We start from the raw sequence: 24,538 nt of genomic DNA, 5'->3' as shown, positions 1-24,538 counted from the left end.
CCCCGGTGCGACTCCTCCTCGACCTCGACGGCACCCGCTCCGACATCGACCTCGGCCGCCACCGCGACTCCGCGACACTCGGCGAGCTGATCGCCACCGCAACCGGGCACCGCCTCCCGCCCGGGACGGCCCTCGCCGTCGACACCGTCCTGCACCCTGTGGAGACCCGGCTGGCCGATCTGCTGCTGCTCGAGGGAACGCGGATCGCCCGCTCCCCCCTGCCCCGACCTGCCGCGGCCCGCGGGTGGACGGCCGTGCTGTCGGGCGGTCTCGGCGCGGGAGCCGTGGTCGAGATCCCGCGGGCCCGCGCGCTGATCGTGGGCCGCTCCCCGCACGCCGACGTCGTCCTCGACACGGCGAGCGCCTCCTGGGAGCACTTCTCGGTGACCCGCGAGGGCGACGGCCTGCGGGTGCACGACGCCGACAGCACCAACGGCACCCTGGTCGACGGCGTCTCCGCGACCGGGGACGGGGTCCTCGTCTCCGACGCCGTGGTCGTGATCGCCGGTGGGGCGGCTCTCCGACTGCGCCCCGCGCCTCCCGAGCTCCTCGCGCCCGAGCCGGGGAGCACGGACAACGTCACCGCGACGGCGACCGTTCCCTTCAACCGGCCGCCGCGACCGGGACGTCCGGCGGCCGGCGAGGCGGTCGTCCCGCCGGCCCGCCTCGAGATCGCCTCCGCCACGACCTTCAGCGTGATCACCGTCGCCGCGCCGCTCGTCCTCGCCTTCGCGATGGTCCTCATCATGGGCGATGCGCGCTACGCCCTCTTCGCCGCGCTCAGCCCCGTGGCCGGGGTGGGCATGTGGTTCGAGCAGCGGCACCGGCACGCCCGAGCGACCCGGTCCGAGGAGCAGCGCTACGGCGAGGCGCTGCAGACGCTCCGCGACGACATCGGCCGTTCCGCGCGTGTCGAACGGGCCCGCCTCGAGGAGGACGCGCCCGACCCGGCGACGACGATCCGCCGGGCGGCGCTGCCCGCCACGTCGCTGTGGCAGCGGCGCGCGACCTCCGCCGATGTGCTCCGCCTGCACATCGGCGTCGGCGACGTCCCGTGGTCTCCCCCGCTCGATCAGCGCGGAGTGCCGCGGCTCGAGGAGGAGGTGCGCGCGATCCTCGCGGTGAGCGTCGTCCCGAGCGCGCCGGTGTCCATCGATCTCGCGGACTCGGGCGTCGTCGGGATCGTCGGCGACCGCGAGGGCGGCCTCGCTCTGGCGAGGAGCCTGCTCTGCCAGGCGGCGGTCCACTGCGGTCCGGCCGACCTGGCGATAGGGGTGTTCTGCGACCGGCGACGCGACTCCGACTGGAGCTGGGCCTCCTGGCTCCCCCACACGCGTCTGGCCGGGGGCGGACGCCGCCTCTCCGACCGGCGCGACCGCAGCTCCGAGCTCCTCCGCGCCCTCCGCGACGAGGACTCGCCGCGCGTGCTCCTGGTGCTCGACTCCGACGTGCTGACCGAGGGACGCGCCGCTCCGGCGCGCGAACTCCTCGGACTCGGCCGCGGCGAGCGCGAGGCGGCGACCCGGATCTCCGGCCTCGTCCTCGCGGCGTCGGAGGAGCAGCTCCCCGCCTCCTGCACGGTCGTCGTCCGGGTCGGAGCGGACGCCTCGGCGCTCCTCTCCCGGCCCGACGAGCGGATCACCGTCGAGGACGTGGTGCTCGCCGGTCTCGCCTCCTCCACGGCCGAGCGCTGTGCGCGCGACCTGGCGCGCTTCGAGGACCCGGAGCTCGTCACCGCGGGGGCGGCCCTCTCCGCGCTCGTGCGGCTGCCGCCGCTCCTGGGCGCCGATCGTCCGACCGCCGCGGACGTCCGGGGGTGGTGGTCGAGCGCCCGGGGCGTGCGCGCGCCCGTCGGCTCGTCCGAGCACGGTCCGCTCGTGCTCGATCTCGTCGCCGACGGCCCGCACGGCCTGGTCGGCGGCACCACGGGCTCGGGCAAGAGCGAGTTCCTGCGCTCCTTCGTGGCCGGCCTCGCGGCCTGGAACGATCCGACGCGCCTCACCTTCGTGCTCATCGACTTCAAGGGGGGTGCAGCGTTCGCGTCCTGCGAGCGGCTCCCGCACACGATCGGCACCATCAGCAACCTCGACGCCCAGCTCGCCGACCGCGCGCTGCGCTCGCTCCAGGCCGAGATGCGGCGTCGTCAGCGGCTCTTCGCCGCCGCCGGCGAGGGTGTCGACGACCTCGACGCGTACTGGGCCACCTCGCCGCCGGAGCCGATGCCGCGGCTCCTGCTCGTCGTCGACGAGTTCGCCGTTCTCGCGAAGGAGCATCCCGACGTCCTGACGTCCCTCGTGAGCGTCGCCGCGGTCGGCAGGACGCTCGGCGTGCACATGATCCTCGCCACCCAGCGTCCGGCCGGAGTGGTGAACGACGACATCCTCGCCAACACCAACCTCCGCGTCGCCCTCCGGGTGCAGAGCCGGGACGACTCCGCCGACGTGATCGGAGTCGCGAGCGCGGCCGGGATCTCCCGCTCCCAGACCGGCCGGGCGTACGTGAAGCGGGGCCAGAACGACATCTCGCCCGTCCAGACGGCGCTGGTCACCGGTCGCGCGGAGGCGGCGGCCGTCGAGGCGATCGAGGTCCGCCCGGTCGGACCCACGGGCGTCCCCGTCGAGGGCCCCTCCCCGGTCGCCGCCGACGAGACGGCCCCGACCGATCTCGACCTCCTGATCGACGCGGTGGTCGAGGCGGACGTCGCTTCGGGCTTCGGCCCTCCCCGCCCGATCTGGCCGGAGCCGCTCGAGGACACCGTGGCCCTCAGCGGGTTCGGTGCGGAGGAGTCCGACCTCGGTCGCGTCGTCGGCGACGTCCTGCACGTCGCACTCTCGGACGACCCCGACCGGCAGCGCCGGACGCCGACCGGCTGGGATCTGGGCGAGGGGAACCTGCTCCTCATCGGCATCCCCGGCAGCGGCACCAGCACGGCGCTCGCGTCGATCGCGCTGACGGCCGCCCGCCACTTCCCCCCGGACGAGCTCGACCTCTACGTCCTCGCTGCCGGTTCCCGCGACTCCGCCCCGCTTGCGCGACTCCCGCACACCGTCTCCTACGTCGGCGCAGGTGGCGGATCCCACGAGAAGCAGACCCGGTTCCTCCGTCACCTGCGCGACGAGGTGCGCCGGCGCCGAGCATCGCCCGGGGGCCACCGTCGTGCGCTGGTGCTCGTCGACGGTCTCGCCACTCTGAAGGACGAGTTCCAGGACTGGGAGGGCCTGGCTCTGATGGAGGCGTTCACCCGCGCCTACGCCGACGGACCGGAGCTCGGCCTGCACTTCGCGGTGACGAGCACCCGGGCGAGGGCGATCCCCTCGGTGATGGAGGAGGTCACGACGCAGAAGTGGCTGTTCCGCCTCGCCGACCCGCAGGACTACGCCGCCGCCGGGGTGAAGCCGGTGCAGGCGCCGGCAGCGGTGCCGGGGCGCTGCGTCATCACCTCGTCGCTCCTGCAGACGCAGGTCGCGACTCCGAGGGCCGGTCTCGACGACGCGATCGCCGAGCTCGCGGCCGCCTGGCCGGACGCGCGCGGCAGGACGAGCACGGTCGGCACGCTTCCCGACAGGGTCGCCGTGAGCGCACTCGGGATCGAGGCCTGCTTCGATCGCGAGCCGTGGCTGCTCCCGATCGGCCTCGGCGAGTCGGACCTCGCCCCGCTGGCGTTCCAGGTCTTCGAGGGCGAGCACGTCGTCATCGCCGGACCCGCCCGATCGGGCAAGTCGACCGTGCTGCTCGCCCTGGCCGAGGCGGCGCGGGCCGCCGGCTCGGTCGCCGTCTGGGGAGTGTGCGATCGACGCTCCCCGCTGAGGGGCGCCGACCTCGACCGACTCGCCGTGGGCGCGGAGGAGCTCCGCACCCTCCTCGCGTCGCTGTCGACGGAGGAGGGCCCCGTGCTGCTCCTCCTCGACGACGCCGAGCGCTGGGACGACACCGACCAGGCGCTGATGAGGCTGGTCTCGTCGGGTCGCCCGGGACTCTGCGTCGTGCTGGCCGGCCGGTCGAGCGAGCTCCGCAGCCATTTCGGGAACTGGACGAAGAAGGCGGCGGCCTCCCGCTCCGTGCTGCTGCTCCAGCCCGACGTCGACAACGACGGCACTCTCCTCGGCGCGCAGATCCCGCGGCGCTTCCCCGTCCCGCCCACGGTGGGCCGGGGCTTCGTCAGCCTCGACGGCGAGATCCACTTCGTGCAGTCGGTCTCGCCGACGCCGGCGGACGGCGGCTGATCAGCGCCCTCGGGCGGGTGATCGCGCCTCCGCCACCGAGTCGATCGGCGCGTCCTCCTCGAGAGCGCTCCGATCACTCCGAGACGCACCGATGGAGGTGCGCGGAGGAAGGAGCGCGGAGACGACGAGCACGTCCCGCCCCCGCTCGCCGGAGCACGCAGGGGCGAGACGGCCGGTCAGCTCCCTCCGCCGGCGGCGAAGATGTTCTGCGAGATCGTCGCCAGCTGGCTGCGCAGCTCCTCGAGCTCCTGCTTGGCCTTCTCGAGGGCCGACTTCGTCTCCGGCCAGGTCGACGAGCGGAACTGCGAGGCCAGCGGACCGTCCCAGACGTTCGGATCGGACAGTGTCCGCCCCTGTGCGTCGAGCCGGCTGATCTGATCGGCGAGGCCGCCGTTGACGATCGACTGGATCTGCTGGATCGCGGACTTCGCCTCATCGGTCGAGAGAACACGTGACATGGATCACACCTTTCTACCCCTGCGGACGGGACCGTCCCGCCCGCTCCCCACTCCACCGTCGTTTCATGAGGATGTCTCGTCATGGTAGGAGGCGAGACCGCGCAGACGGCGCGCATGGCGTCGACGGCGCGACACTGGCGCGAGAGGTCGACTCACTCGCGAGTGGTGATCGCGAAGGGACTGCTCGAGAGGTCCGAGAACGCGCCCACTCGGGCGCGCAGCTCGCAGGACGGAGTCACCGTGAGGGCGGTCACCGTCAGCCCGTCGGACGACACGGCGACCGCGCCGCCGCAGCCGTCGCTGAACCGCACGCCCTCCACTCCGCCCGCGATCGCGTCGAGCATGCTGCTCGCCGGCGCAGACGACGGCGTCACCAGCAGGGGATTCACGGGGTCCGCCCCGCTCGGCCAGACCGGCACCAGCGTCACCGGCAGCGGGGTCCGGCCGACCGTCCGCGCGGGAGTCTCGATCCGCACATCCCGCAGCCGCTGCACGGGATACGCCGTCCCGGTGACCGCAGGGTCGGCCACCGCCTGTGCCGTCGCTGATGCGGCCGCCGCGAGCCACCCGTGCAGGGCGCTCTGCTCGGCCACCGCGATCGGCACGGTCGCCGTGACGTCGACGATCCCCTGCGCCGGGACGTGCAGGTCCGTCAGGCTCCAACCGCAGCCGACCCCGACTCCGGTGACGCTCGGCCGGTTGCGCACCGCCGTCACTCCGGACCAGCTGGCCGCGGGGCACGCCGCCGCCGCGTCCGGGCCCGGCAGCACCTCGAGGAAGGACCCCGAGAGGGGCGCGCTCTGGGCGGAGTAGGAGATCTCGACGACCACGGCCCGCCGCTCCGCGTCCCAGGTGGCCAATCGCGTCACTCCGAGACCCGTCGGCAGCGGCCGGTCCTGCTGCCGGGCCGACAGCTCGGCATCCGGTGCCGAGGCCGGTGCTCCGCCGCCGCGCGGCTGGACGGCGAGGAGCACCGCCCCGATGAGCAGGACGCCGGCGCCGACGGCGGCGAGGATCATTCGCAGACGTCCGCCGCGCCCCCGCCGAGCAGGAGCCTCGAACGGCCGTTCCGCCAGGCGCAACTCGCGGCGCGGCACCGGGCGGAGCACGGTCGCCTGCGACGACGGGCCGAGCTCGGGAGCGGGCCCCTCCTCCACCGGCTCCGACGACATCTCCACCGCCATCCCGCGGAGGACCGTGCCCGGGCGCTCGGCCTCCTCGAACTCCGCCGCGCCCGCCGCGAGCGGCAGCGCCGGCAGCCCGGCCAGCGCCGGGGAGAGGCGTCGCAGGATCCCCGCCGCCTCCGCAGCCGTCGGCCGCGACGCCGGATCCTTCGCGAGCATCCGGTCCAGGAGCGACGCGAGCCGCGGCGGCAGATCCAGCGGCGGCGGGAGCATCGCGACGTGCCGGTAGGCGACCGCGACGTCGGCGCCGGGGCCGGCGAACGGGGTCCGGCCGCACAGCAGCTCGTAGAGCAGGATCCCCGTCGAGTAGACGTCGCTCGGCGGGCCGGCTGCTCCGGTGGCGAGCATCTCGGGCGAGAGGTACTCCGGCGTCCCGATGACACCCGTCGTCGCGCGCGGCCCCTCGGCGACCACGTGAGCGATGCCGAAGTCGGAGACGCGGACGGCGGAGCCCGCATCGTCCGCACCCTCCGCGAGCAGGACGTTGTCGGGCTTCACGTCCCGGTGGACCGTGCCGATCGCATGCGCGGCGGCGAGAGCGTCGAGGATCGAGGCCGCCACGGGCAGCGCATCGACCGCCGGGAGGGTGCCCTCGTCCCGCAGCAGCTCCCGCAGCGATCCGCCGCCGACGAGCTCCATCACGATCCCGAGCGTCTCCCCCTCCACGACGAGGTCGAGCACCTCCACGACGTGCGGGTGCCGCAGACGGGTGAGCACCGACCTCTCACGGACGAACCGCTCGACCAGGCCCGCGTCGTGCACGTGCTCACCGCGGAGGAGCTTCGCCGCGCGGTCCGGCCCCTGCGCGTCGGCGACGCGCCACACCTCGCCCGCGGCACCCGAGCCGATCCGCTCGAGCAGGCGGTAGCGCGCCCCCAACGGATCCCCGGCACTCCTCGCCATGCCGCCTCCCGATTCGAGCTTCCGTCATCTTCGAGAGGAAGCGTAGCGGAGACCGCTCGGGCGGATCAGCGGTGGCGCATCGGCCGGATCAGAACCCCTCGTTGGCGCGCGGTGCGTAGTCGGCGCCCAGCGCCTCCAGCTCGTCGGCGGTCAGCTCCACGTCCAGCGACGCGACCGCGTCGTCGAGGTGGTGGAGCTTCGTGGCTCCGACGATCGGAGCGGTGACCGCCTCCTGCTGCCGGACCCAGGCGAGCGCCACCTGCGCACGGGGCACGCCGCGCTGCTCGGCGATGCGTGCGACGGTCGCGACGGTCCGCCGGTCGGCCTCCTCCTGCTGGCGGTAGAGGGTGCCGCCGAAGACGTCGGTCTCGGTGCGCGCCGTGGTCTCGTCCCAGTCGCGGGTGAGCCGGCCCCGGGCGAGCGGCGACCACGGGATCACGCCGACTCCCTGGTCGACGCAGAAGGGGTGCAGCTCGCGCTCGTCCTCGCGCTGGATCAGGTTGTACTGGTCCTGCATCGAGACGAACCGCGTCCAGCCGCCCAGATCCGCGGTGTACTGCGCCTTCGCGAACTGCCACGCCCACATGCTCGAGGCGCCGATGTAGCGCGCCCTGCCCGAGCGGACGACGTCGTGGAGCGTCTCCATCGTCTCCTCGATCGGCGTCTCGGGGTCCCAGCGGTGGATCTGGTAGAGGTCGACGTAGTCCGTGCCGAGACGCCGGAGGCTGTCGTCGATCGCGCTGAGGATGTGCCGCCGCGAGAGGCCGCCGCCGTTGGGGCCGGGGCGCATCCGCCCGTGGACCTTCGTGGCGATCACGACCTCCTCGCGGACCGCGAAGTCCGCGAGCGCCCGGCCGACGAACTCCTCGCTCGTGCCGTCGGAGTAGACGTCCGCCGTGTCGAACGTGGTGATCCCCAGGTCCAGCGCCCGCCGGAGGAAGGTCCGCGACTCCTCCTCACCCATGCTCCAGCCGTGGGCCCCGCGGTCGGGAGCGCCGAAGCTCATGCAGCCGAGGACGGTCGAGGAGATCTGCAGGCCGCTGGAGCCGAGTCGGGTGGAGTCCATGCGCGTCGCTTCCGTGTCGAGGAGGGGGTCCCTCCAGCGTCGCACCCGCGAGCGGCGGCGCGCCAGCCGTCCGACTACACGGTCGGATCGCGACGAGTGGCGGCGACCACGCTCGGGAGGAACAGCGCGACGACGGCCACCACGGCCGGCGCCAGCAGCGCCCAGCCGATGTCGGGCACGGCGTACTGGCCCTGGAAGGCGCCGAGCGCCACGGCCATCATCACCAGCTGGATCGTCAGCGCCGACGCGCGCATCCAGCCACGCCGTCGCACGGCGCCGAGCGTCGTCGCGGCGGCCCAGCACACGGCGATCAGCGCGAGGACGACGATGGCGATCCCTCCGCCGACCGTGTCGGCCCGGGTCGTCAGCAGCTCGAGCACGAGCCACGCCGCGACCCCGGCGACGGCGAGCGTCTCGAGGGCCAGGACCGCGATCAGCGCCACCAGACCGAGCGGCCGGGAGGCGATCGGGCGGGGTCCGCGGGACCCGTTCGCGTCAGCGGTCACAGGCACATCCCATCCAGGACTCTTGATTCGGGCTCATCCCCGTGACAGGCTAGTCCAGTTCGTTTCACCGCTCACAGGGTCGTGGGTTTCCGCCGATGTGAACATCCGATCCCGCCGCGCCGTCAGGCACGGGGGCGAGCCGGATGACCAGCACTGGAGCCGGGTGGCCGACGCAGTGCTCGCGCATCGCGTCGAGTGCACCGGCAAGAACCGAGCGTTCTCCCGTCCACCACCCCGATCCACCCCGCGCTCCAGCACGGGGCCTCGTGGCGTGCGCCGGTGAGGGCGCGGAGGTCGAGTACTGGTCGGGATCGTCGGCGTGGATCGATCATCCCACCCGAACACTGCGTGGTTCCTCCACGCACGCCTTCACACAAGGAGCACCCGCATGGACTGGCGCGACAAGGCCGCTTGCCTCACCGCAGACCCCGAGCTTTTCTTCCCGGTCGGCAACACCGGCCCGGCCGTGGACCAGATCGAGAAGGCGAAGTCGGTGTGCGCACGCTGCACCGTCACCGAGGTCTGCCTCCAGTACGCCCTCGAGACCGGCCAGGACTCGGGCGTGTGGGGCGGCCTCAGCGAGGACGAGCGCCGAGCCCTGAAGCGCCGCGCCGCCCGCGCACGCCGCGCCTCCTAGGCGCACGAGCCGCTCGGCGGCACGAACGACCCCGACCCCCGTCGCCTCTCGGCAGCGGGGGTCGCGTCGTCTCCGGGCTCAGGAGCGGGCGCGCTCCAGCCACCGCAGCGGCACCTCGATGGTGACCTCGGTGCCGCGCCCGACCAGCGTGTGCCAGTCGATGGTGCCGCCGAGCTCGCCCTGGATGAGCGTGCGCACGATCTGCGTGCCCAGGCCCGATCCGACCTTGCCCTCCGGCAGCCCGACGCCCGTGTCGCGCACCTTCACCGTGAGCTCGTCGTCGCTGCGCGAGGCGACGATCTCCACGTCGCCCTCCCGTCCGGCCAGGCCGTGCTCGACGGCGTTGGTGACCAGCTCGGTCAGGGCGAGCGCGAGCGGAGTCGCGTACTCGCTGGGCAGGTTGCCGAAGCTCCCCGTCAGCTTCGGGTGCACCGTGGTGTTGTGGGTCGAGGCGACCTCGGCGATCAGCAGCAGCACCCGGTCGAAGACCGCGTCGAAGTCGACGTTCTGGTTCAGCCCCTCCGAGAGCGTGTCGTGCACGACCGCGATGGCGGCGACGCGGCGCATCGCCTGCGTGAGCGCCTCCCGGGCGAGGTCGGAGTGGGTGCGCCTGGCCTGGATCCGCAGCAGCGAGGCCACGGTCTGCAGGTTGTTCTTCACGCGGTGGTGGATCTCGCGGATCGTCGCGTCCTTGGTGATGAGCTCCCGCTCCTGGTGGCGCAGCTCCGTCACGTCGCGGCACAGGACGACGGCGCCGACCCGCTCGCCGCGGTCGCGGATCGGGATCGCGCGCAGCGACACCGTCACTCCGCGGGCCTCGATGTCGGTGCGCCACGGCGCCCGGCCGGTCACGACCAGCGGGAGCGACTCGTCGATGACGACCTTCCCCGCGATCAGCTTCGTGGTGACCTCGGCGAGCGACTCCCCCTCGAGCTCGTCGGCGAAGCCGATGCGGTTGAACGCCGAGAGGGCGTTGGGGCTCGCGAACGTGGTGACGCCGTCGACGTCCAGGCGGATCAGTCCGTCGGACGCGCGCGGCGCCCCGCGACGAGGACCGGTCGGCGCGCCCAGGTCCGGGAAGTCGCCCGAGGCGATCATCGAGAAGAGGTCGTTCGCGCAGTCGTTGAACGTCAGCTCCTGCCGGCTCGGCGTGCGCGTCTCGCTGAGGTTGGTGTGGCGCGTGACGACCGCGATGGGGCGGTCCGTCGTCCCGCCGTCGGAGGCCCCCAGGCGGCGCAGGACGGGCACCGCGCGCACGCGGGTGGGCGTCTCCTCGAACCAGTCCGGGGCGGAGGTGTCGACGATCCGCGCGGTCTCGAACGCCTCGACGACCTGGGCGCGCCACTCCGACTTGATCCTCTGCCCGACGAAGTCGCGGTAGAAGAGCGTCGCCGCGCTGCTGGGGCGCGCGTGGGCGACGGCGACGAAGCTGTCGTCGGCCGTGGGCACCCAGAGCACGATGTCGGCGAAGGCCAGGTCGGCGAGCAGCTGCAGGTCGCCGACGAGCAGGTGCAGCCATTCGACGTCCGCTTCGTCGGATCGGCCGTGGGAGAGGACGAGGTCACTGAGGGTCGACACCCGACAAGCCTAGGGCGCGGCCGGGCGGCGCACGCCGGGCTCGCTGTCCACAGCTCGGGACGGCCGACGATTATCCACAGTCTGCGCCTCTGCCTTCCATGAGCATCCCTCGACTGCTTCGATGAGGTCGTCCTCGCGTGCCGACCCAGCGCGCCCCGCCCGTCGAGCAGAGAGGTGACCCGGACCCGTGAACAGCTCGTCCTGCCCCAGGAGATCGCCGCATGAGCCTTCCCCTCCACGCCTTCGACTACCGCACCCTCCCCCTCGACCCCGAGGCGGCCGTGGAGCGGCTCACCCTCGCGGAGTTCTTCGCCCCGCAGCCTGCGACCCGCGCGGAGCTGCCCGAACCGGAGCCCCTGCTCGCCCGGCTCACGCACCTCGTGATCGAGATCCTCGAGGGCTCGCGCGAGATCGACCAGATCGCGCGGTGGCTGAGCGACGAGGTCTACCACCACCTGCAGAAGCGGGTCGTGCTCGCGGCCCGCGCCCGCAGCCTGCGGAAGCGGACGGCGCAGCGCGTCCCGTTCACGGTCGGACGGGTGATCGTCACGGAGCCGCGGGACGGTGTCGTCGAGGGAGTCGTGCTGGTGCATCACCGCGCACGGAGCCGGGCCGTCGCGATCCGGCTCGAAGGCACGGACGCGCGCTGGCGTGCCACCGCGATCAACGTGCTGTGAGGAGCGGGTCAGCGCTCCCGGGCGGCCGCACCGGCCGGGAGCACGATCTCCACTCCCCTGTCGCGCAGGGCCTCCTCGAGCTCCGGGGGCGGCGGTGACGAGATGATCCGCGCGACCGAGCTCCGCGACCTCCTCGGGGACGGCTTCACCGCCGCCGACTACGACCACATCGGCGGACTCCCTCCCCAGCCCGGCTCGCAAGCGGTGTGCGCAGCGGTGGAGTCGACGCTCGAGGCCTGCTGCGTCCCCGGGCTCGTCCTCGAGACGGACCGGCCGACGACGATCGGCCTCGGCGACACCTTCGCCGGCGGCTTCGTCTCGGCCCTCGCGCGCGGCGAGTCCTGACGGCGGGCGAGGCGGGGTCCGAGCCTCCGCAGGAACGCCGACGGCCCCGGACACCCGCTGCTGCGGGACCGGGGCCGTCGGCGTCGTCCGGGGAGGACTCAGCGGCGCTTGGACTGCGCGCGTCGCTCCTCGCGGTTGGCGGGGGCGTCCGAGCCGCCCGGCTTCTGGCCGAAGGCGCCGGTCGTCGGAGTCTCCTCCGCCTCGCCCTCGGGGAGCGCCTTGCGGGCCTCCTCGGCGCGGGCCTTCGCGGTGGCCGCCTGCTGCACCTGTCCGCGCTGGTCGCGGACCTCGACGCCGCCGGTGTCGCTCGGAGCCGAGTAGCTGAGCTTCTCGGCCGGAGCGACCGGCTGAGCGAGGCCCTTGGCCGCGACTCCGGCGACCTCGCCCTGCTTCTGGGTCACCTCGACCTCGAGGTTGAAGAGGAAGCCGACGGTCTCCTCGCGGATCTGCCCCATCATCTGCTGGAACAGGGCGAAGCCCTCGCGCTGGTACTCGACCAGCGGGTCGCGCTGGGCCATCGCGCGCAGGCCGATGCCGTCCTTGAGGTAGTCCATCTCGTAGAGGTGGTCGCGCCAGCGGCGGTCGATCACCGAGAGCACGACACGGCGCTCGAGCTCGCGCATGGCGGGAGAGCCCAGCTGCTCCTCGCGGCGCTGGTAGGCGAGCTGCGCGTCCGAGAGGATCTCGCGGCGCATGAACTCCTTGTTGATGCGGCCGCGGCTGCCCGCCTCCTGCACCACCTCGTCGATCGTGAGGCTGATCGGGTACAGCGTCTTCAGCTCGGTCCAGAGGGCGTCGAAGTCCCAGTCGTCGCCGTTGCCGTCGCCGGTGTGCACCTCGAGGATCTCGTCGATCACGTCGACGAGGAACTTCTGGGTGCGCTCGTGCAGGTCGTCGCCCTCGAGGATGTGGCGGCGGTCCGAGTAGATCGCCTCGCGCTGGCGGTTGAGGACGTCGTCGTACTTGAGGACGTTCTTGCGGATCTCGGCGTTGCGGGCCTCGACCTGCGACTGGGCGCTGCGGATGGCGCGCGAGACGACCTTCGACTCGATGGCGATGTCGTCCGGGACGTTGCCCCGGCCCATGAGCGCCTCGGCGGCGCCGGAGTTGAACAGGCGCATGAGGTCGTCGGTGAGCGAGAGGTAGAAGCGGCTCTCCCCCGGGTCGCCCTGGCGGCCCGAGCGTCCGCGGAGCTGGTTGTCGATGCGGCGCGACTCGTGGCGCTCGGTGCCGAGCACGTAGAGGCCGCCGGCGGCCTGGACCTTCTCGGCCTCCTCGCCCACCTTCTCCTTGACGGCGGCGAAGACCTCGTCCCATGCGGCCTCGTACTCCTCCGGGGTCTCGGAGGGGTTCAGGCCCTTGGCCGTCATCTCGGAGACCGCGAGGAACTCGGCGTTGCCGCCGAGCATGATGTCGGTGCCTCGACCGGCCATGTTGGTCGCGACGGTGACGGCGCCGAGGCGGCCGGCCTGGGCGACGATGGCCGCCTCCCGCGCGTGGTTCTTGGCGTTCAGGACCTCGTGGCGCACGCCCTTCTTGGCGAGCAGGCGCGAGAGGTACTCGCTCTTCTCGACGCTGGTCGTGCCGACGAGGACCGGCTGCCCGGCCGCGTGGCGCTCCGCGATGTCCTCGACGACCTGGGCGAACTTGACCTGCTCGTTCTTGTAGACGAGGTCGGCGTTGTCGATCCGCTGCATCTTGCGGTTCGTCGGGATCGGGACGACGCCGAGCTTGTAGGTCGACATGAACTCGGCGGCCTCGGTCTCGGCCGTTCCGGTCATGCCGGAGAGCTTCGCGTAGAGGCGGAAGTAGTTCTGGAGCGTGACGGTGGCCAGGGTCTGGTTCTCGGCCTTGACCTGCACGCCCTCCTTCGCCTCGATGGCCTGGTGGATGCCCTCGTTGTAGCGGCGTCCGGCCAGGATGCGGCCGGTGTGCTCGTCGACGATCAGGACCTCGCCGTTCAGCACGACGTAGTCCTTGTCCTTCTTGAACAGCGCGCGCGCCTTGATGGCGTTGTTGAGGAACGAGATCAGCGGGGTGTTCGCCGACTCGTAGAGGTTGTCGATGCCGAGGTAGTCCTCGACCTTCTCGATGCCGGGCTCGAGGACGCCGACGGTGCGCTTCTTCTCGTCGACCTCGAAGTCCTCGCCCTCGTCGAGGCGCTTGGCGAGGTTGGCGAACTCCGCGAACCAGCGGTTCGCCTCGCCCGAGGCCGGTCCGGAGATGATCAGCGGGGTGCGGGCCTCGTCGATGAGGATCGAGTCGACCTCGTCGACGATGGCGTAGAAGTGGCCGCGCTGGACCATGTCCTGCGCCTGCCACGCCATGTTGTCGCGGAGGTAGTCGAAGCCGAACTCGTTGTTCGTGCCGTAGGTGATGTCGGCCGAGTACTGCTCGCGGCGCTGCTCCGGGGTCTGGCCCGAGAGGATCACTCCGGTCGTCATGCCGAGGGCGCGGAACACTCGCCCCATCAGCTCGGACTGGTACGACGCGAGGAAGTCGTTGACCGTGACGATGTGCACGCCGCGGCTGGCGATCGCGTTGAGGTAGGCCGGAAGGGTCGCGACGAGCGTCTTGCCCTCTCCGGTCTTCATCTCGGCGATGTTGCCCAGGTGCAGGGCGGCGCCGCCCATGAGCTGCACGTCGAAGTGGCGGAGGCCGAGCGTCCGGCGCGAGGCCTCGCGGACGGCGGCGAACGCCTCCGGCAGCAGGTCGTCGAGGGACTCGCCGTTCGAGTAGCGCTCGCGTAGCTCGACGGTCTCGTTCTTCAGCTCCTCGTCGCTGAGGTGCGTGAAGTCCTCTTCGAGGGCGTTGACGGCCTTCGCGTAGTTCTCGAGGCGGCGGATGACCCGCCCCTCCCCGACGCGAAGGACCTTTTCGAGGACAGAGGCCACGGGGTACTCCAAAAAAGTAGAAGACAGGAGTCGCGCGCCGGAGCGCGGACCGCGACCAGCCTAGCCGGGGCGGGCGGCGAGCGGTCGGGGCGACGCGTCCGCCCTGGGCGGACTCCCTGCCTGGGCACGGGGAGGGCCCCGGAGCGGATGCTCCGGGGCCCGGGGTCGGATCTCAGCCGGCGGCCTGCTCGGCGAGCTCGTCGGCCTCGTCGCCGAGGCCGATGACGCCGTAGTCCCAGCCCTTGCGGCGGTAGACCACGCTCGGGCGGTTCGTGTCGGAGTCGATGAAGAGGTAGAAGTCGTGTCCGACCAGCTCCATGTAGTCGACGGCGTCGTCGACGGTCATCGAGACGGAGGCGAAGACCTTCTTGCGGATGACGACGGGGCAGTACGGCTCCTCGACCTCGTCCTCGACCGGCTCCGGCGCCTCCTGCACGGGGATGACGCCTGTGCTCAGCTGCTCCAGCACCGCCGCGTCGGCCGGCTGGATGGCGACGACGCTGAAGTCGTCGGCGGCCGCGTCGCGGAGCGAGGTCGGCCGATGCTGGCCCCGATGGACCTTCTTCCGGTCCTTGGCGCGTCTCACCCGTTCGAGCAGCCGGCCGATGGCGACGTCGAACGCCGCGTACTTGTCGGCTCCGCTCGCCTCGGCCCGGACCACGGGCCCCTTGCCGATCAGCGTCAGCTCCACGCGGTCGCCGCCGGCCGAGCCCTTGCCCTCGGCGTGCCTGCTCGCCTTGATCTCGAGTGCGAGAGCACGATCGGCGAGGTGCGCCACCTTGTCCGACTTCTCCGTCGCGTACGCGCGGAAGCGATCGGTGATGTCGATGTTGCGTCCTGTGATGTCGATGTCCATGACAACCTCCCAGTCGAGTACGGCGTGCCGCCTTTCTCCGGGGCGGACCGTTCACGCCGTGCCCCCACCGTAGACCCCGGCCACCGGATCGTCACCGGGAGTTCGTCCGGATTCTGCTGCTACGTTCCCTCCTCGTTGCGCGGTGCCGGCCAGGGCCGCCGCGGCCCGGACCGTCCCGCCGGCCGCACGCACGGCGCGCCGGAGCTCGAGCAGGGTCGCGCCGGAGGTGACCACGTCGTCGACGAGGACCACCGGCGGCCACGACGAGAGCGGACGGCAGGCGCGGAACGCCCCGTCGAGGTTGCCGCGCCGCTCGATGCGGCCGAGCCCGACCTGGTCGCGGACCATCCGCGACCGCCGGAGAGGACGCGCCGCCCGCCCTCCCGCCGCGGCGACCAGCTGCGCGACGGGATCGGCGCCCCGCCGCACGCGGCCGAGCCAGGAGCCGGGCGGGACGACCAGGATCGCGGGGCTGCCGGCGAGCGCCGCACCCAGGGCGGGACGCAGCAGCGCGCCGAGCGGGGCGAGGCAGGCCGTGCGGCCCTCCTCCTTCAGCGCGACGACGAGGCGGCGCACCGTGCCCTCGTAGGGGGCACCGGTGACGACGAGGAGCGGATCGTCCGGCGGCCCGACGACGCGGGTCAGCAGGCAGGCCGAGGCGGCCGCGTCGGCCGAGCAGTCCGGACAGGGCGCCCGGCTCGTCGGCTCTCCGCAGGCGGGGCACTCCAGCGGGAGGAGGACGGCGAGGGCGTCGAGCAGGTGATCGGAGAGCATGCCTCCACGTTCGCCGTCCGGGCCGCGGCGCGGGGGGTGGATCCGTCGGATCGGGACGATCCGCCCGCCCGACGCGCCTGGGGAGGAGCATCCGGGGAGCGCCGTCGTCGACAGGGCTCGTCGTCGCCGACAGGACCCGTCAGGACCCCATGCCGGTCTGCGTCGCGAGCAGCCGGATGTCCGTCGCGGTCGTCTGCCAGGCCGAGCCCCGCTGCTGCCGGAGCTCCCCGCCCTCGGCGAGGATGCGGACCTGGGTCGAGGTGTTGCCCGCGGCGATCTGGACCGTGCCCGTCGTCGTGCCGAGCGCCGTGGCGCCTCCGCCGAGCAGGTTCATCGTGACGGCGTCCTCCCCCGTCGAGCCGCGCACGACCGACACCACGTCGAGCTCGTCCGTCCAGGCCGCGGCGACCGCGGTCCCCAGGGTCGAGCGGAGGACGACCGGCTCGCCGACCGCCACCGGGTCGCCGTCCCGTGAGCGGGTGAGGCCGGCCACCAGCACCGTGGCCTGCTGCCCGTCCTGGGCGAGCGCCAGCATCCGGGTGCCGTCGCGCGACACGGCGATCGAGGCGAGCGACTCGACCTCGCTCCAGGCCGTCGCGACCTGCATCGAGCGCGAGCCGTCCGCGGAGTACGCCACCAGCTGCCCGGGCGAGGCCGACGGCACCGACCAGACGTACCCGAGCGGATCGATGGACGGCGCGACGAGGCCCGACCGCGCGTCGAGGAGGACGTCGGCACCGTCGGGCTCCACGAGGCTCACGCCCGCGGCGGTGAGCACGGCGGCCGATGCGTCCGAGTCGGCCCCGCGCTGCTCGCCGAGGACCGCGGCCCGCGGCTGCAGCGCCTCGATCCGATCCGAGATCCCGAGGCCGGCCAGCCCGGAGGAGCCGAGGAATCCGAAGGCGTCGTCGGTCAGCACGAGCGGCCGGGTGTCGACGCGGGGCGAGGTCGGCAGCCCGGTGACCTCGGGGGGGACGTCGATCGGGTTCTGCTCGACGGAGAGCGCGACTCCGGTGACGTTCGAGACGTTCGCGAGGCTCTGGTTCAGCTGCAGCGCCATCAGCCGCCACTGCGCCGGATCGGCCTCGAGCGCGGCAGGGTTCAGGTCCACCACGGCACGCTGCGACTCGACCGGGACGGTCTCGGCCGCCAGCGTCGTGCCGGTCGGGAAGGCCGACACGACGGCGGCGGAGTCCCGCAGCCACGGCGTGGGGCCGCGCAGCAGCTCGGTGACGATCGTGGTGCTGGTGGAGCTGTCGGCGCGCGAGGCGAACCAGCGCAGGTCCGGCACGAGGTACTGGTATCCGGGGTCGAAGAAGTAGAGCGCGTGCGTCGAGAAGACCTGCTCGAAGGTGGTGCGGTCGATCACCACGCCGCTCGGCGGCGCGCTGATGCGCCACTCGCCGTTCTCCTGGACGAAGCCGTAGTCGAGGGTCAGGCCGGCCGTGGTGGCGACGTCGGTGTAGACGCCGGTCGCGTCGACCTCGGCGACGGGCGTGATCGTCAGCGAGAGCGTGGATCCCGACTGCGGCGAGGCGGAGCGCTGGCCCTCGTCGACCGTCACGTGCTCGCCCGGCGTCCAGTCGGCTCCGGTGGAGAGGAACTCGCGGGCGATCTTGTAGTTGTTCTGCGGGCTCGACGCGGCGTCGATGAAGCCGGTCAGGATGTCGCGCTGCGACGCACCGACGGCGGGTCCCGACGGGAGGAAGTCGTACTGGAGGTCCTGCGGCGCGGTGTCGGGCCGTCCAACTCCGACGTCGCCGTCCCGCGGGATGCCGGCGCACCCGGCCAGCCCGAGCGCGAGCAGCGCGGCGGCCGCGACGGCGCGGAGGACGCCGCGCCTCACGGGAGCACCCCCGCGGCCCCGACCGGAGGAGCCTGCAGCGGCGGGAGGACGATCGGGCCGCTGTAGGCCTGCTCGCCCGCGTCGACCGGGGGCAGCGGGAGCGGCGAGGCCTCGATCCGCTCGCCGCGGTGCCGGGGCACGGTCAGGCGGAAGCAGGCGCCGCGATCGGGCACGGACCAGACCTGCAGCCAGCCGTGGTGCAGGGCGGTGTCCTCCTGCGCGATGGAGAGGCCGAGGCCGGTGCCGCCGAGCGTGCGGCGGCGGGACGGGTCGGCGCGCCAGAAGCGGTCGAAGACGCGCACCACCTCCTCGCTGCTCATGCCGTGCCCGTAGTCGCGCACCGCGAGGGCGACCGCGCTGGCGTTGCTGTCGACGGTGACGACGACCTCGCGGCCGTCGCCGTGCTCGATCGCGTTGCCCAGCAGGTTGCGGACGATCCGGCGGATGCGGCGCGGATCGAGGTCGGCGTCGAAGTAGCCGCCCGGGGCGGAGAGAGTGAGCCGGGAGCCGTTCGCCTCCGCGATCCCCCGCATCGCCTCGATCTCGTCGCCGGCCAGCTTCACCAGGTTGACCGGCTCGAGCTCGAGCTCGGCCGACCCCGCGTCGTGGCGGGAGATCTCGAGCAGGTCGGCGAGGAGGCTCTCGAAGCGGTCGATCTGGCTGTGCAGCAGCTCGACCGTGCGCTCGGCGACCGGGGCGAAGTCCTCGCGCTGGTCGTAGAGCACGTCCCCGGCCAGCTTCATCGTCGTCAGCGGCGTCCGGAGCTCGTGCGAGACGTCCGAGACGAACCGCTGCTGGACCTGGCTGAGCGTCGCGAGCTCGCTGATCCGGTCCTGCAGGCTGTCGGCCATGCCGTTGAAGGACCGGGCGAGGGTCGCGATCACGTCCTGGCCCCGCTCGGGGATCCGCACGTCGAAGTCGCCGGCGGCGAGGCGCTGGCTCGTCTCGGCCGCGACCCGGACCGGGGCGACGACGATCCGCACGACGACCCAGCTGACCGCTCCGATCAGCAGGATGAGCAGGATCCCCGCCACGTTGAGCACCTGCTGCACGAACTGGAGCGTGCGCTCCGCGTCCGCGAGGGAGTAGCCGATGTACAGCTCGTAGCGCCCGGCCGAGCTCGGCAGCTCGAGGGTCGAGCCGACGAGGATGCCGGGCTGCTGCTGACCGGAGGCGTCGAGCGTCACCGACTGCCAGTACTGCCCGTCGGAGCCCGCCTGCACCCGCTCGCGCAGCGCGTCGCTGATCACGCCGTTCTGCAGCTCGCGGTTGTAGATGTCCTGAGGCGCCAGCGAGGACGCCTCCTGGTCGGGCGAGCGCACGACGGCGATCAGCGCGGAGGAGGAGGCGTCCCGGACGGCGGTGCGCACCGAGCTCATCACCTCCTCCATGTCCTGGCGGGTGGAGACTGTGGCTGCGTCGAGGTATCCCTGCGCGGCCCGGGTCGCGCGCGACGTGTCGCCCGTGACCTGCGTCAGCCGTGACTGGAACAGGTTGTCGCTGATGCTGTACGAGAGGTAGACGCCGGTCGAGCCGATGGCGATGCCGCTGAGCAGGACCGTGATCGCGACCGCGCGGAACTGCAGCGACGTGCGCCACACCCCGAGCACGCGGCGGGGCCACCGGCGCACGTCGGGAGCGGCGAGGCGGGGCACGGTCAGCCCGGGAGGACGGCGCCGGCGCGGTAGCCGACGCCGCGCACGGTCATCACGATGCGGGGGTCGTCCGGGTCCTTCTCGACCTTGGCGCGCAGGCGCTGGACGTGCACGTTCACGAGGCGGGTGTCGGCCTTGTAGTGGTAGCCCCAGACCTGCTCGAGCAGCATCTCGCGGGTGAAGACCTGCTGGGGCTTGGAGGCGAGGGCGAGGAGGAGGTCGAACTCGAGCGGGGTCAGGCCGATGCGCGTCTCGCCGCGGCGGACCTCGTGGCCGGCGACGTCGAGGCTCAGGTCCCCGACCTGCAGCACCGCGTTCGCGGCGGCGGTGGCGGGACGCAGGCGCGTCCTGATCCGCGCGACGAGCTCCTTGGGGTCGAACGGCTTGACCATGTAGTCGTCGGCGCCGGACTCGAGGCCCTGCACGACGTCGGAGGTGTCGGACTTGGCCGTCAGCATGATGACGGGGACGCCGGACTCGGCGCGGATCGCGCGGCACACCTCGATCCCGTCGATCCCGGGCAGCATCAGGTCGAGCAGGACCAGGTCCGGCCGGGCCCGCCGGAAGGCCTCGAGGGCGCCTGAGCCGTCCGCGCAGAAGGAGACGTCGTACCCGTCGGCGCGCAGGACGATGCCGATCATCTCGGCCAGGGCGGCGTCGTCGTCGACCACCAGAATGCGCGCGCTCATCGGTCTGCTCTTCCTCGTCTCGGGTCGCGCCCGCCCACGGCGCGCACGGTGACCCGACCCAGGCTAACCGACGCACCTCTCCGTGGGCGGGGAGCGGGCTCTGCGGGCTAAGGGGGTCCGCTCGGGGGAGGACCCCGCCCGCACGCCTGTGACAGCATGGAGGGGATGACCGACGCAGCTCAGTGGCCCCCGCCCGCAGGGCGTCCGGACGACGCGGCCGTCCCGGCGCAGGACGGCGACCGGCGCAGGCCGCTGCCCGCTCCCGTCGCCCCGGCCTGGTCGCCCGCGCCGCCGAGCGCAGGCCCCGTACCACCCGGTCCCGCCGGGGGCTCCTGGTCGCCCGCCGGCGCCGGCCCCTGGTCGCCCGGACGCCCAGCGCCCGGCTGGACTCCCCCGCCCAAGCCCGGTCTCGTGCCGCTGCGCCCGCTCGGCTTCGGCACCCTGCTCGGCGCCCCGTTCCAGGTCCTCCGCCGCAGCCCCCGCACGACCCTGGGCGTCGCCCTGCTGGTGCAGGGCCTCGGGTCGGTGCTCGCCCTGGCGGTCTACGGCCTGATCGCGGTGCTCGCCGTCGGGCGCATCGCGCAGGCGGAGTCCGCCGACCGCGACGCCGTCGGCGCGGGCTCCCTCGCGGTCGTGGTCCTGGCCGCCCTCATCCCCCTCGCCGTCTCGCTCGCCAGCGGCGCCCTCGTGCAGGGCGTGGTCGTGCTCGAGGTCACCCGCGGCGTCCTCGGCGAGCGGGCGACCTTCCGACAGCTGCTCGCCCGGCTGCGGGGCCGCTTCTGGGCGCTGATCGGCTGGACGGTCCTGCAGGGCGTCGGCTACCTCCTCCTGGTGCTCCTCGCCGTGGCGCTCGCCGTGCCGCTGTTCGTCATCGGAGCGATGGACGGGACGTCGAGCGCGATCGTCGGCGGGATCCTGGTACTCGTCGGCTCCGGCCTGCTCGCCCTCGCGCTGGGGGTCTGGCTGTCGACGAAGCTCGCCCTGGTTCCGAGCCTGATCGTCGTCGAGCGGCTGCCGCTGCGCCGTGCGGTGGCGCGCTCCTGGCGGCTGGTGGCGGGCGGCTTCTGGCGCACCTTCGGCGCGCTCGCGCTGATGACCGTGATCATCCAGGTCGCCGGCCAGATCGTGGCCACGCCGTTCAGCCTGCTCATCCCGATCGCCGGCGCCCTGATCGCCCCGACCGACCCGGACGCGCAGCTCGTCACCTCGCTCGTGGTGACGATCGCCTCCGTCGCCGTGGGCTTCGTGATCGGCGCCGTCGGCACCGTGCTCCAGTCGGCCGTGACGGGCCTCGTCTACCTCGACCGACGGATGCGCCGCGAGGGCTTCGACCTGGTGCTGATGCGCCACGTCGAGGAGCGCGCGGCGGGCCGCCCCTCCCCCGATCCCTTCCCCGTGCCGGAGCGCCCGTGATCCTCGCCGCGGCCCCTCTCGAGCCCGACGCGGAGCAGGCGCGCCGACTCCTCCTCGAGGAGCTCGCCGACCCGCGCTACCGGGCGGCCGAGCCGACCCTCTTCGACCGGGTGGTGCAGGCGGTGCGCGACTGGTTCGCCTCCCTCACGCTGCAGGGCGACGGCCCGCCGGTGCCGATCGCCGCCGTGATCGGTGTGCTGGTGCTGGTGGCGCTCGTGGTCGCCGCGCTCGTCATCGCCGGACGGCCCCGCGCCGGTCGCCGCAGCACCGTCACGGGAGCGGTGCTCGCCGACGACGACACCCGCTCGGCCGCGACCCTCCGCTCGCTCGCCGAGGCCGCGGCCGCCCGCGGGGACTGGGACGAGGCGCTCGTCGAGCGCTTCCGCGCCCTGGTGCGCTCCCTCGACCAGCGGACCGTCCTGCGGGTCTCGCCCGGCACGACCGCGCTCGGCCTGGCGTCGCGCGCCTCCGCGGCCTTCCCCTCCTCCGCCGCCGCGCTGCGCCGCACGGCCGACGACTTCGACCGCGTGCGCTACCTCGGGCAGCCCTGCGGCCCGGCCGAGTACGAGCGGGTCGCGGCTCTGGACCGCGAGCTCGCCGCGGCCTCGCCGGTCCTGGACGCCCTGGCGGCGCCCCGGTGAGCGCCGACACGGTCTCCAGCCCGACCCTCGGCGCGCTGCTGCGCCGCGGACGGGTGTGGGTGCTCCTGCTCGTGATCGTCGCGGTCGGCACTCTGCTGCTCACCGTCGCGACCGGGACCCGGGTGGCCGCCCCGGACCTCGACGTCGACAGCGCGACCCCGGACGGCGCCCGCGCGCTCGCCCAGGTGCTGCGCGATCAGGGCGTCGAGGTCGTCCGCGCCGACGACCTGGACTCCGCTCTCGCCGCCTCCTCCCCGGACGCGACACTGCTCGTCGACGACCCGGACGTGGCCCTCGACGAGGCCCAGTACCGCCGGCTCGCCCGCGCCTCGGCCTCGCTCGTCCTGGTGACCCCGGGAGGAGCCGCGCTCGACGCCCTGCTGCCGGACGTCCGCTTCGCCGGCTCCCCGGCCGGCGACGGCCCCTTCCGCGCCGAGTGCCCGCTCCCGGCGGCCGAGCGCGCCGGGACGCTCCCCGCCGGAGGGAGCACGTACCGGATCCTCGACGACGGCGACGCGGTCGGCTGCTTCCCCTCGGGCGACGACGGCTTCCTGCTCGTGAGCACCGGGTTCCCGCAGGGCGCCGACGTCACCGCGATCGGCGACGCCGACCTCCTCCGCAACGGCACCATCGGCCAGGACGGCCGCGCCGCTCTCGCACTCGGACTGCTCGGCGGTGAGGACCGGCTGGTCTGGTACCGCGCCGGAGCCGCCGACTCGGCGAGCACCACCCCTGCACCCGCCGACCTCGCCCCCGGCTGGGTGACTCCGGCTCTCCTGCTGCTGGTGGCCGTGTTCGTCGCCTCCGCCGTCTGGCGCGGCCGCCGGCTCGGCCCGCTCGCGGTCGAGCCGCTGCCGGTCGTCGTGCATGCGAGCGAGACGGCCCGCGGCCGCGCGCGGCTCTACGCGCGCGGAGCCCTGCGGCCCCGCGCCCTCGACGCACTGCGCATCGGCACCCTCCGGCGGACGGCCGCGCTCCTGGGACTCGCTCCGGCGACCGGGGTCGACGAGATCGTCGCCGTCGCCGCCGAGCGCCTCGGCCGCGATCAGGCCGCGCTGCGCCGTCTGCTCGTCGACGACCTGCCGGGCGACGACGCCGCCCTCGTCGCCGCCTCCGACGAGCTCCTCCGCTTCGAGAGCGCGCTCCGCGCCGCCCTCTCCCCGACGACCGCCCGACGACCGGAAGGCCCCTCCCGATGAGCGACACCACCCCCTCCGCCCGCGACGGAGCGCCGGTCTCCGACGACGACCTGCGCGCCGAGCTCGACCGGGTCCGCTCCGAGGTCGGCCGCGCGGTCGTCGGCCAGGACGGCGCCGTCTCCGGGCTCCTGATCGCCCTCCTCGCGGGCGGCCACGTCCTGCTCGAGGGCGTCCCCGGAGTCGCGAAGACGCTGCTCGTGCGCGCCCTGTCCGTCTCGCTCGGCCTCGACACCCGCCGGGTGCAGTTCACGCCGGACCTGATGCCCGGCGACATCACCGGCTCCCTCGTCTACGACGCCTCCACCTCCGGCTTCGCCTTCCGCGAGGGCCCGGTCTTCACGAACCTCCTGCTGGCGGACGAGATCAACCGCACGCCGCCGAAGACCCAGGCCGCGCTCCTCGAGGCGATGGAGGAGCGCCAGGTCAGCGTCGACGGGCGCACCCTGCCTCTGCCGGACCCGTTCCTCGTCGCCGCCACCCAGAACCCGGTCGAGTACGAGGGGACCTACGTGCTCCCGGAGGCCCAGCTGGACCGGTTCCTGCTCAAGCTCGTGCTCGACATCCCGCCGCGCGACGTCGAGGTGGAGGTGCTCTCGCGCCACGCCGCGGGCTTCGACCCGCGCGACCTCGACGCCGCGGGCGTGCGACCCGTGCTCGACGCCGCCCGTCTGCGCGCCGCCCAGGCCTCGGCCCGGCGAGTCGGAGCCGGTCCCGACGTCCTCGGCTACATCGTCGACCTCGCCCGCGCCACCCGCGAGAGCCCGAGCGTCAAGCTCGGCACCAGCCCCCGCGGCTCGACCGCCCTGCTCGCGGCGTCCCGCGCCTGGGCCTGGCTCAACGGCTACGGCTCGATCACCCCCGACCACGTGCAGGCGATGGTCCTGCCCGTGCTGCGCCACCGCATCCAGCTGGAGCCGGAGGCGGAGCTCGAGGGCGTCCGCACCGAGGCCGTCCTGGGCGGGATCCTGCAGCAGGTCCGCGTCCCGGTCTGAGC

19 protein-coding genes are annotated in these 24,538 nt (G+C 73.5%); 8 read left to right on the top strand and 11 right to left on the bottom strand.

The features are described 5' to 3' along the window. Positions 1-5 precede the first annotated feature (5 nt). Entirely contained in the window at positions 6-4,223 is a 4,218-nt protein-coding gene (locus C5C46_RS02145) for an FtsK/SpoIIIE domain-containing protein (RefSeq protein ID WP_104225492.1), read from the top strand. Between the two features lie 176 nt (positions 4,224-4,399). Here the strand turns inward: C5C46_RS02145 and C5C46_RS02140 are convergent, their stop codons facing one another. The 4 genes from C5C46_RS02140 to C5C46_RS02125 form a co-directional block, all read right to left on the bottom strand. Further along, positions 4,400-4,681 carry a pyrophosphorylase gene (locus tag C5C46_RS02140; protein WP_104224124.1) on the bottom strand — a complete coding sequence of 94 codons (282 nt, stop codon included), beginning with the start codon at positions 4,679-4,681 and terminating at the stop codon, positions 4,400-4,402. A gap of 152 nt (positions 4,682-4,833) precedes the next feature. Further along, entirely contained in the window at positions 4,834-6,768 is a 1,935-nt protein-coding gene (locus tag C5C46_RS02135; protein ID WP_104225491.1) for a serine/threonine-protein kinase, read from the bottom strand. A gap of 88 nt (positions 6,769-6,856) precedes the next feature. Beyond that, entirely contained in the window at positions 6,857-7,834 is a 978-nt protein-coding gene (locus tag C5C46_RS02130; RefSeq protein WP_104225490.1) for an aldo/keto reductase, read from the bottom strand. Positions 7,835-7,908: 74 nt separating this feature from the next. Further along, complete coding sequence (locus C5C46_RS02125) at positions 7,909-8,340, bottom strand: hypothetical protein (protein ID WP_258059261.1); 432 nt, start codon at positions 8,338-8,340, stop codon at positions 7,909-7,911. Between the two features lie 388 nt (positions 8,341-8,728). Between C5C46_RS02125 and C5C46_RS02120 the strand changes: the two genes are divergently transcribed. Then, positions 8,729-8,977: a WhiB family transcriptional regulator gene (locus C5C46_RS02120; protein ID WP_055788231.1), complete on the top strand. Its 249-nt coding sequence runs from the start codon at positions 8,729-8,731 to the stop codon at positions 8,975-8,977. Positions 8,978-9,055: 78 nt separating this feature from the next. Here the strand turns inward: C5C46_RS02120 and C5C46_RS02115 are convergent, their stop codons facing one another. After that, positions 9,056-10,555, bottom strand: coding sequence for a sensor histidine kinase (locus C5C46_RS02115; RefSeq protein WP_104224128.1), 1,500 nt, complete (start codon positions 10,553-10,555; stop codon positions 9,056-9,058). Between the two features lie 221 nt (positions 10,556-10,776). Here C5C46_RS02115 and C5C46_RS02110 point away from each other — a divergent pair, with 221 nt between their 5' ends. Further along, positions 10,777-11,232, top strand: a complete 456-nt coding sequence (locus tag C5C46_RS02110; protein WP_219812255.1) for an Rv3235 family protein — start codon at positions 10,777-10,779, stop codon at positions 11,230-11,232. A gap of 102 nt (positions 11,233-11,334) precedes the next feature. Further along, entirely contained in the window at positions 11,335-11,577 is a 243-nt protein-coding gene (locus tag C5C46_RS02105) for a hypothetical protein (protein WP_104225489.1), read from the top strand. Positions 11,578-11,675: 98 nt separating this feature from the next. Here the strand turns inward: C5C46_RS02105 and secA are convergent, their stop codons facing one another. The 6 genes from secA to mtrA all read right to left on the bottom strand — a co-directional run bounded on the left by secA (position 11,676) and on the right by mtrA (position 20,291). Next, on the bottom strand, positions 11,676-14,471 hold the full coding sequence (secA, locus tag C5C46_RS02100) for a preprotein translocase subunit SecA (protein WP_104225488.1): 2,796 nt from the start codon (positions 14,469-14,471) through the stop codon (positions 11,676-11,678). 172 nt (positions 14,472-14,643) lie between these two features. Continuing rightward, the gene (hpf, locus tag C5C46_RS02095; RefSeq protein WP_104224131.1) at positions 14,644-15,327 is read right to left on the bottom strand and encodes a ribosome hibernation-promoting factor, HPF/YfiA family; all 684 of its coding nucleotides are present in this window, start codon (positions 15,325-15,327) and stop codon (positions 14,644-14,646) included. A gap of 51 nt (positions 15,328-15,378) precedes the next feature. Next, positions 15,379-16,101, bottom strand: coding sequence for a ComF family protein (locus tag C5C46_RS02090; protein ID WP_104224132.1), 723 nt, complete (start codon positions 16,099-16,101; stop codon positions 15,379-15,381). A 139-nt stretch (positions 16,102-16,240) separates the two neighbouring features. Beyond that, positions 16,241-17,947 carry an LpqB family beta-propeller domain-containing protein gene (locus tag C5C46_RS16720; RefSeq protein WP_181136479.1) on the bottom strand — a complete coding sequence of 569 codons (1,707 nt, stop codon included), beginning with the start codon at positions 17,945-17,947 and terminating at the stop codon, positions 16,241-16,243. Further along, positions 17,944-19,602 (bottom strand): MtrAB system histidine kinase MtrB, encoded by a 1,659-nt coding sequence (gene mtrB / locus C5C46_RS02080; RefSeq protein ID WP_244229464.1) that lies wholly within the window; start codon positions 19,600-19,602, stop codon positions 17,944-17,946. The genes C5C46_RS16720 and mtrB overlap by 4 nt, the downstream gene beginning before the upstream one ends. A gap of 2 nt (positions 19,603-19,604) precedes the next feature. Then, on the bottom strand, positions 19,605-20,291 hold the full coding sequence (mtrA, locus tag C5C46_RS02075; RefSeq protein ID WP_104224133.1) for an MtrAB system response regulator MtrA: 687 nt from the start codon (positions 20,289-20,291) through the stop codon (positions 19,605-19,607). A 165-nt stretch (positions 20,292-20,456) separates the two neighbouring features. Here mtrA and C5C46_RS02070 point away from each other — a divergent pair, with 165 nt between their 5' ends. The 4 genes from C5C46_RS02070 to C5C46_RS02055 are packed head-to-tail and all read left to right on the top strand — an operon-like array spanning position 20,457 to position 24,536. Continuing rightward, positions 20,457-21,704 carry a hypothetical protein gene (locus C5C46_RS02070; RefSeq protein ID WP_146078919.1) on the top strand — a complete coding sequence of 416 codons (1,248 nt, stop codon included), beginning with the start codon at positions 20,457-20,459 and terminating at the stop codon, positions 21,702-21,704. Then, positions 21,701-22,345: a DUF4129 domain-containing protein gene (locus C5C46_RS02065; protein ID WP_104225486.1), complete on the top strand. Its 645-nt coding sequence runs from the start codon at positions 21,701-21,703 to the stop codon at positions 22,343-22,345. Before C5C46_RS02070 ends, C5C46_RS02065 begins: the two co-directional genes overlap by 4 nt. Then, positions 22,342-23,544 carry a DUF4350 domain-containing protein gene (locus tag C5C46_RS02060; RefSeq protein ID WP_104225485.1) on the top strand — a complete coding sequence of 401 codons (1,203 nt, stop codon included), beginning with the start codon at positions 22,342-22,344 and terminating at the stop codon, positions 23,542-23,544. Before C5C46_RS02065 ends, C5C46_RS02060 begins: the two co-directional genes overlap by 4 nt. After that, a complete protein-coding gene (locus C5C46_RS02055) occupies positions 23,541-24,536 on the top strand; it encodes a MoxR family ATPase (RefSeq protein ID WP_104224137.1) in 996 nt (331 codons plus the stop codon). The genes C5C46_RS02060 and C5C46_RS02055 overlap by 4 nt, the downstream gene beginning before the upstream one ends. The last annotated feature ends 2 nt before the right edge of the window (positions 24,537-24,538 follow it).

Origin of the sequence: Rathayibacter sp. AY1E6 (assembly GCF_002931115.1) — a bacterium.
Taxonomy (GTDB): Bacteria; Actinomycetota; Actinomycetes; order Actinomycetales; family Microbacteriaceae; genus Rathayibacter.
Note: the sequence above shows the minus strand (reverse complement) of the source record. Positions and strands in the feature narration are given on the sequence as shown.

Bases quoted from the DNA above. Each gene is read 5' to 3' on its own strand.
- C5C46_RS02120 (WP_055788231.1), top strand. From the start codon at position 8,729: ATGGACTGGCGCGACAAGGCCGCTTGCCTCACCGCAGACCCCGAGCTT.
- C5C46_RS02110 (WP_219812255.1), top strand. From the start codon at position 10,777: ATGAGCCTTCCCCTCCACGCCTTCGACTACCGCACCCTCCCCCTCGAC.
- C5C46_RS02135 (WP_104225491.1), bottom strand. From the start codon at position 6,768: ATGGCGAGGAGTGCCGGGGATCCGTTGGGGGCGCGCTACCGCCTGCTC.
- mtrA (WP_104224133.1), bottom strand. From the start codon at position 20,291: ATGAGCGCGCGCATTCTGGTGGTCGACGACGACGCCGCCCTGGCCGAG.
- C5C46_RS02105 (WP_104225489.1), top strand. From the start codon at position 11,335: ATGATCCGCGCGACCGAGCTCCGCGACCTCCTCGGGGACGGCTTCACC.
- C5C46_RS02140 (WP_104224124.1), bottom strand. From the start codon at position 4,681: ATGTCACGTGTTCTCTCGACCGATGAGGCGAAGTCCGCGATCCAGCAG.
- C5C46_RS02055 (WP_104224137.1), top strand. From the start codon at position 23,541: ATGAGCGACACCACCCCCTCCGCCCGCGACGGAGCGCCGGTCTCCGAC.
- C5C46_RS02090 (WP_104224132.1), bottom strand. From the start codon at position 16,101: ATGCTCTCCGATCACCTGCTCGACGCCCTCGCCGTCCTCCTCCCGCTG.
- hpf (WP_104224131.1), bottom strand. From the start codon at position 15,327: ATGGACATCGACATCACAGGACGCAACATCGACATCACCGATCGCTTC.
- C5C46_RS02130 (WP_104225490.1), bottom strand. From the start codon at position 7,834: ATGGACTCCACCCGACTCGGCTCCAGCGGCCTGCAGATCTCCTCGACC.
- C5C46_RS02070 (WP_146078919.1), top strand. From the start codon at position 20,457: ATGACCGACGCAGCTCAGTGGCCCCCGCCCGCAGGGCGTCCGGACGAC.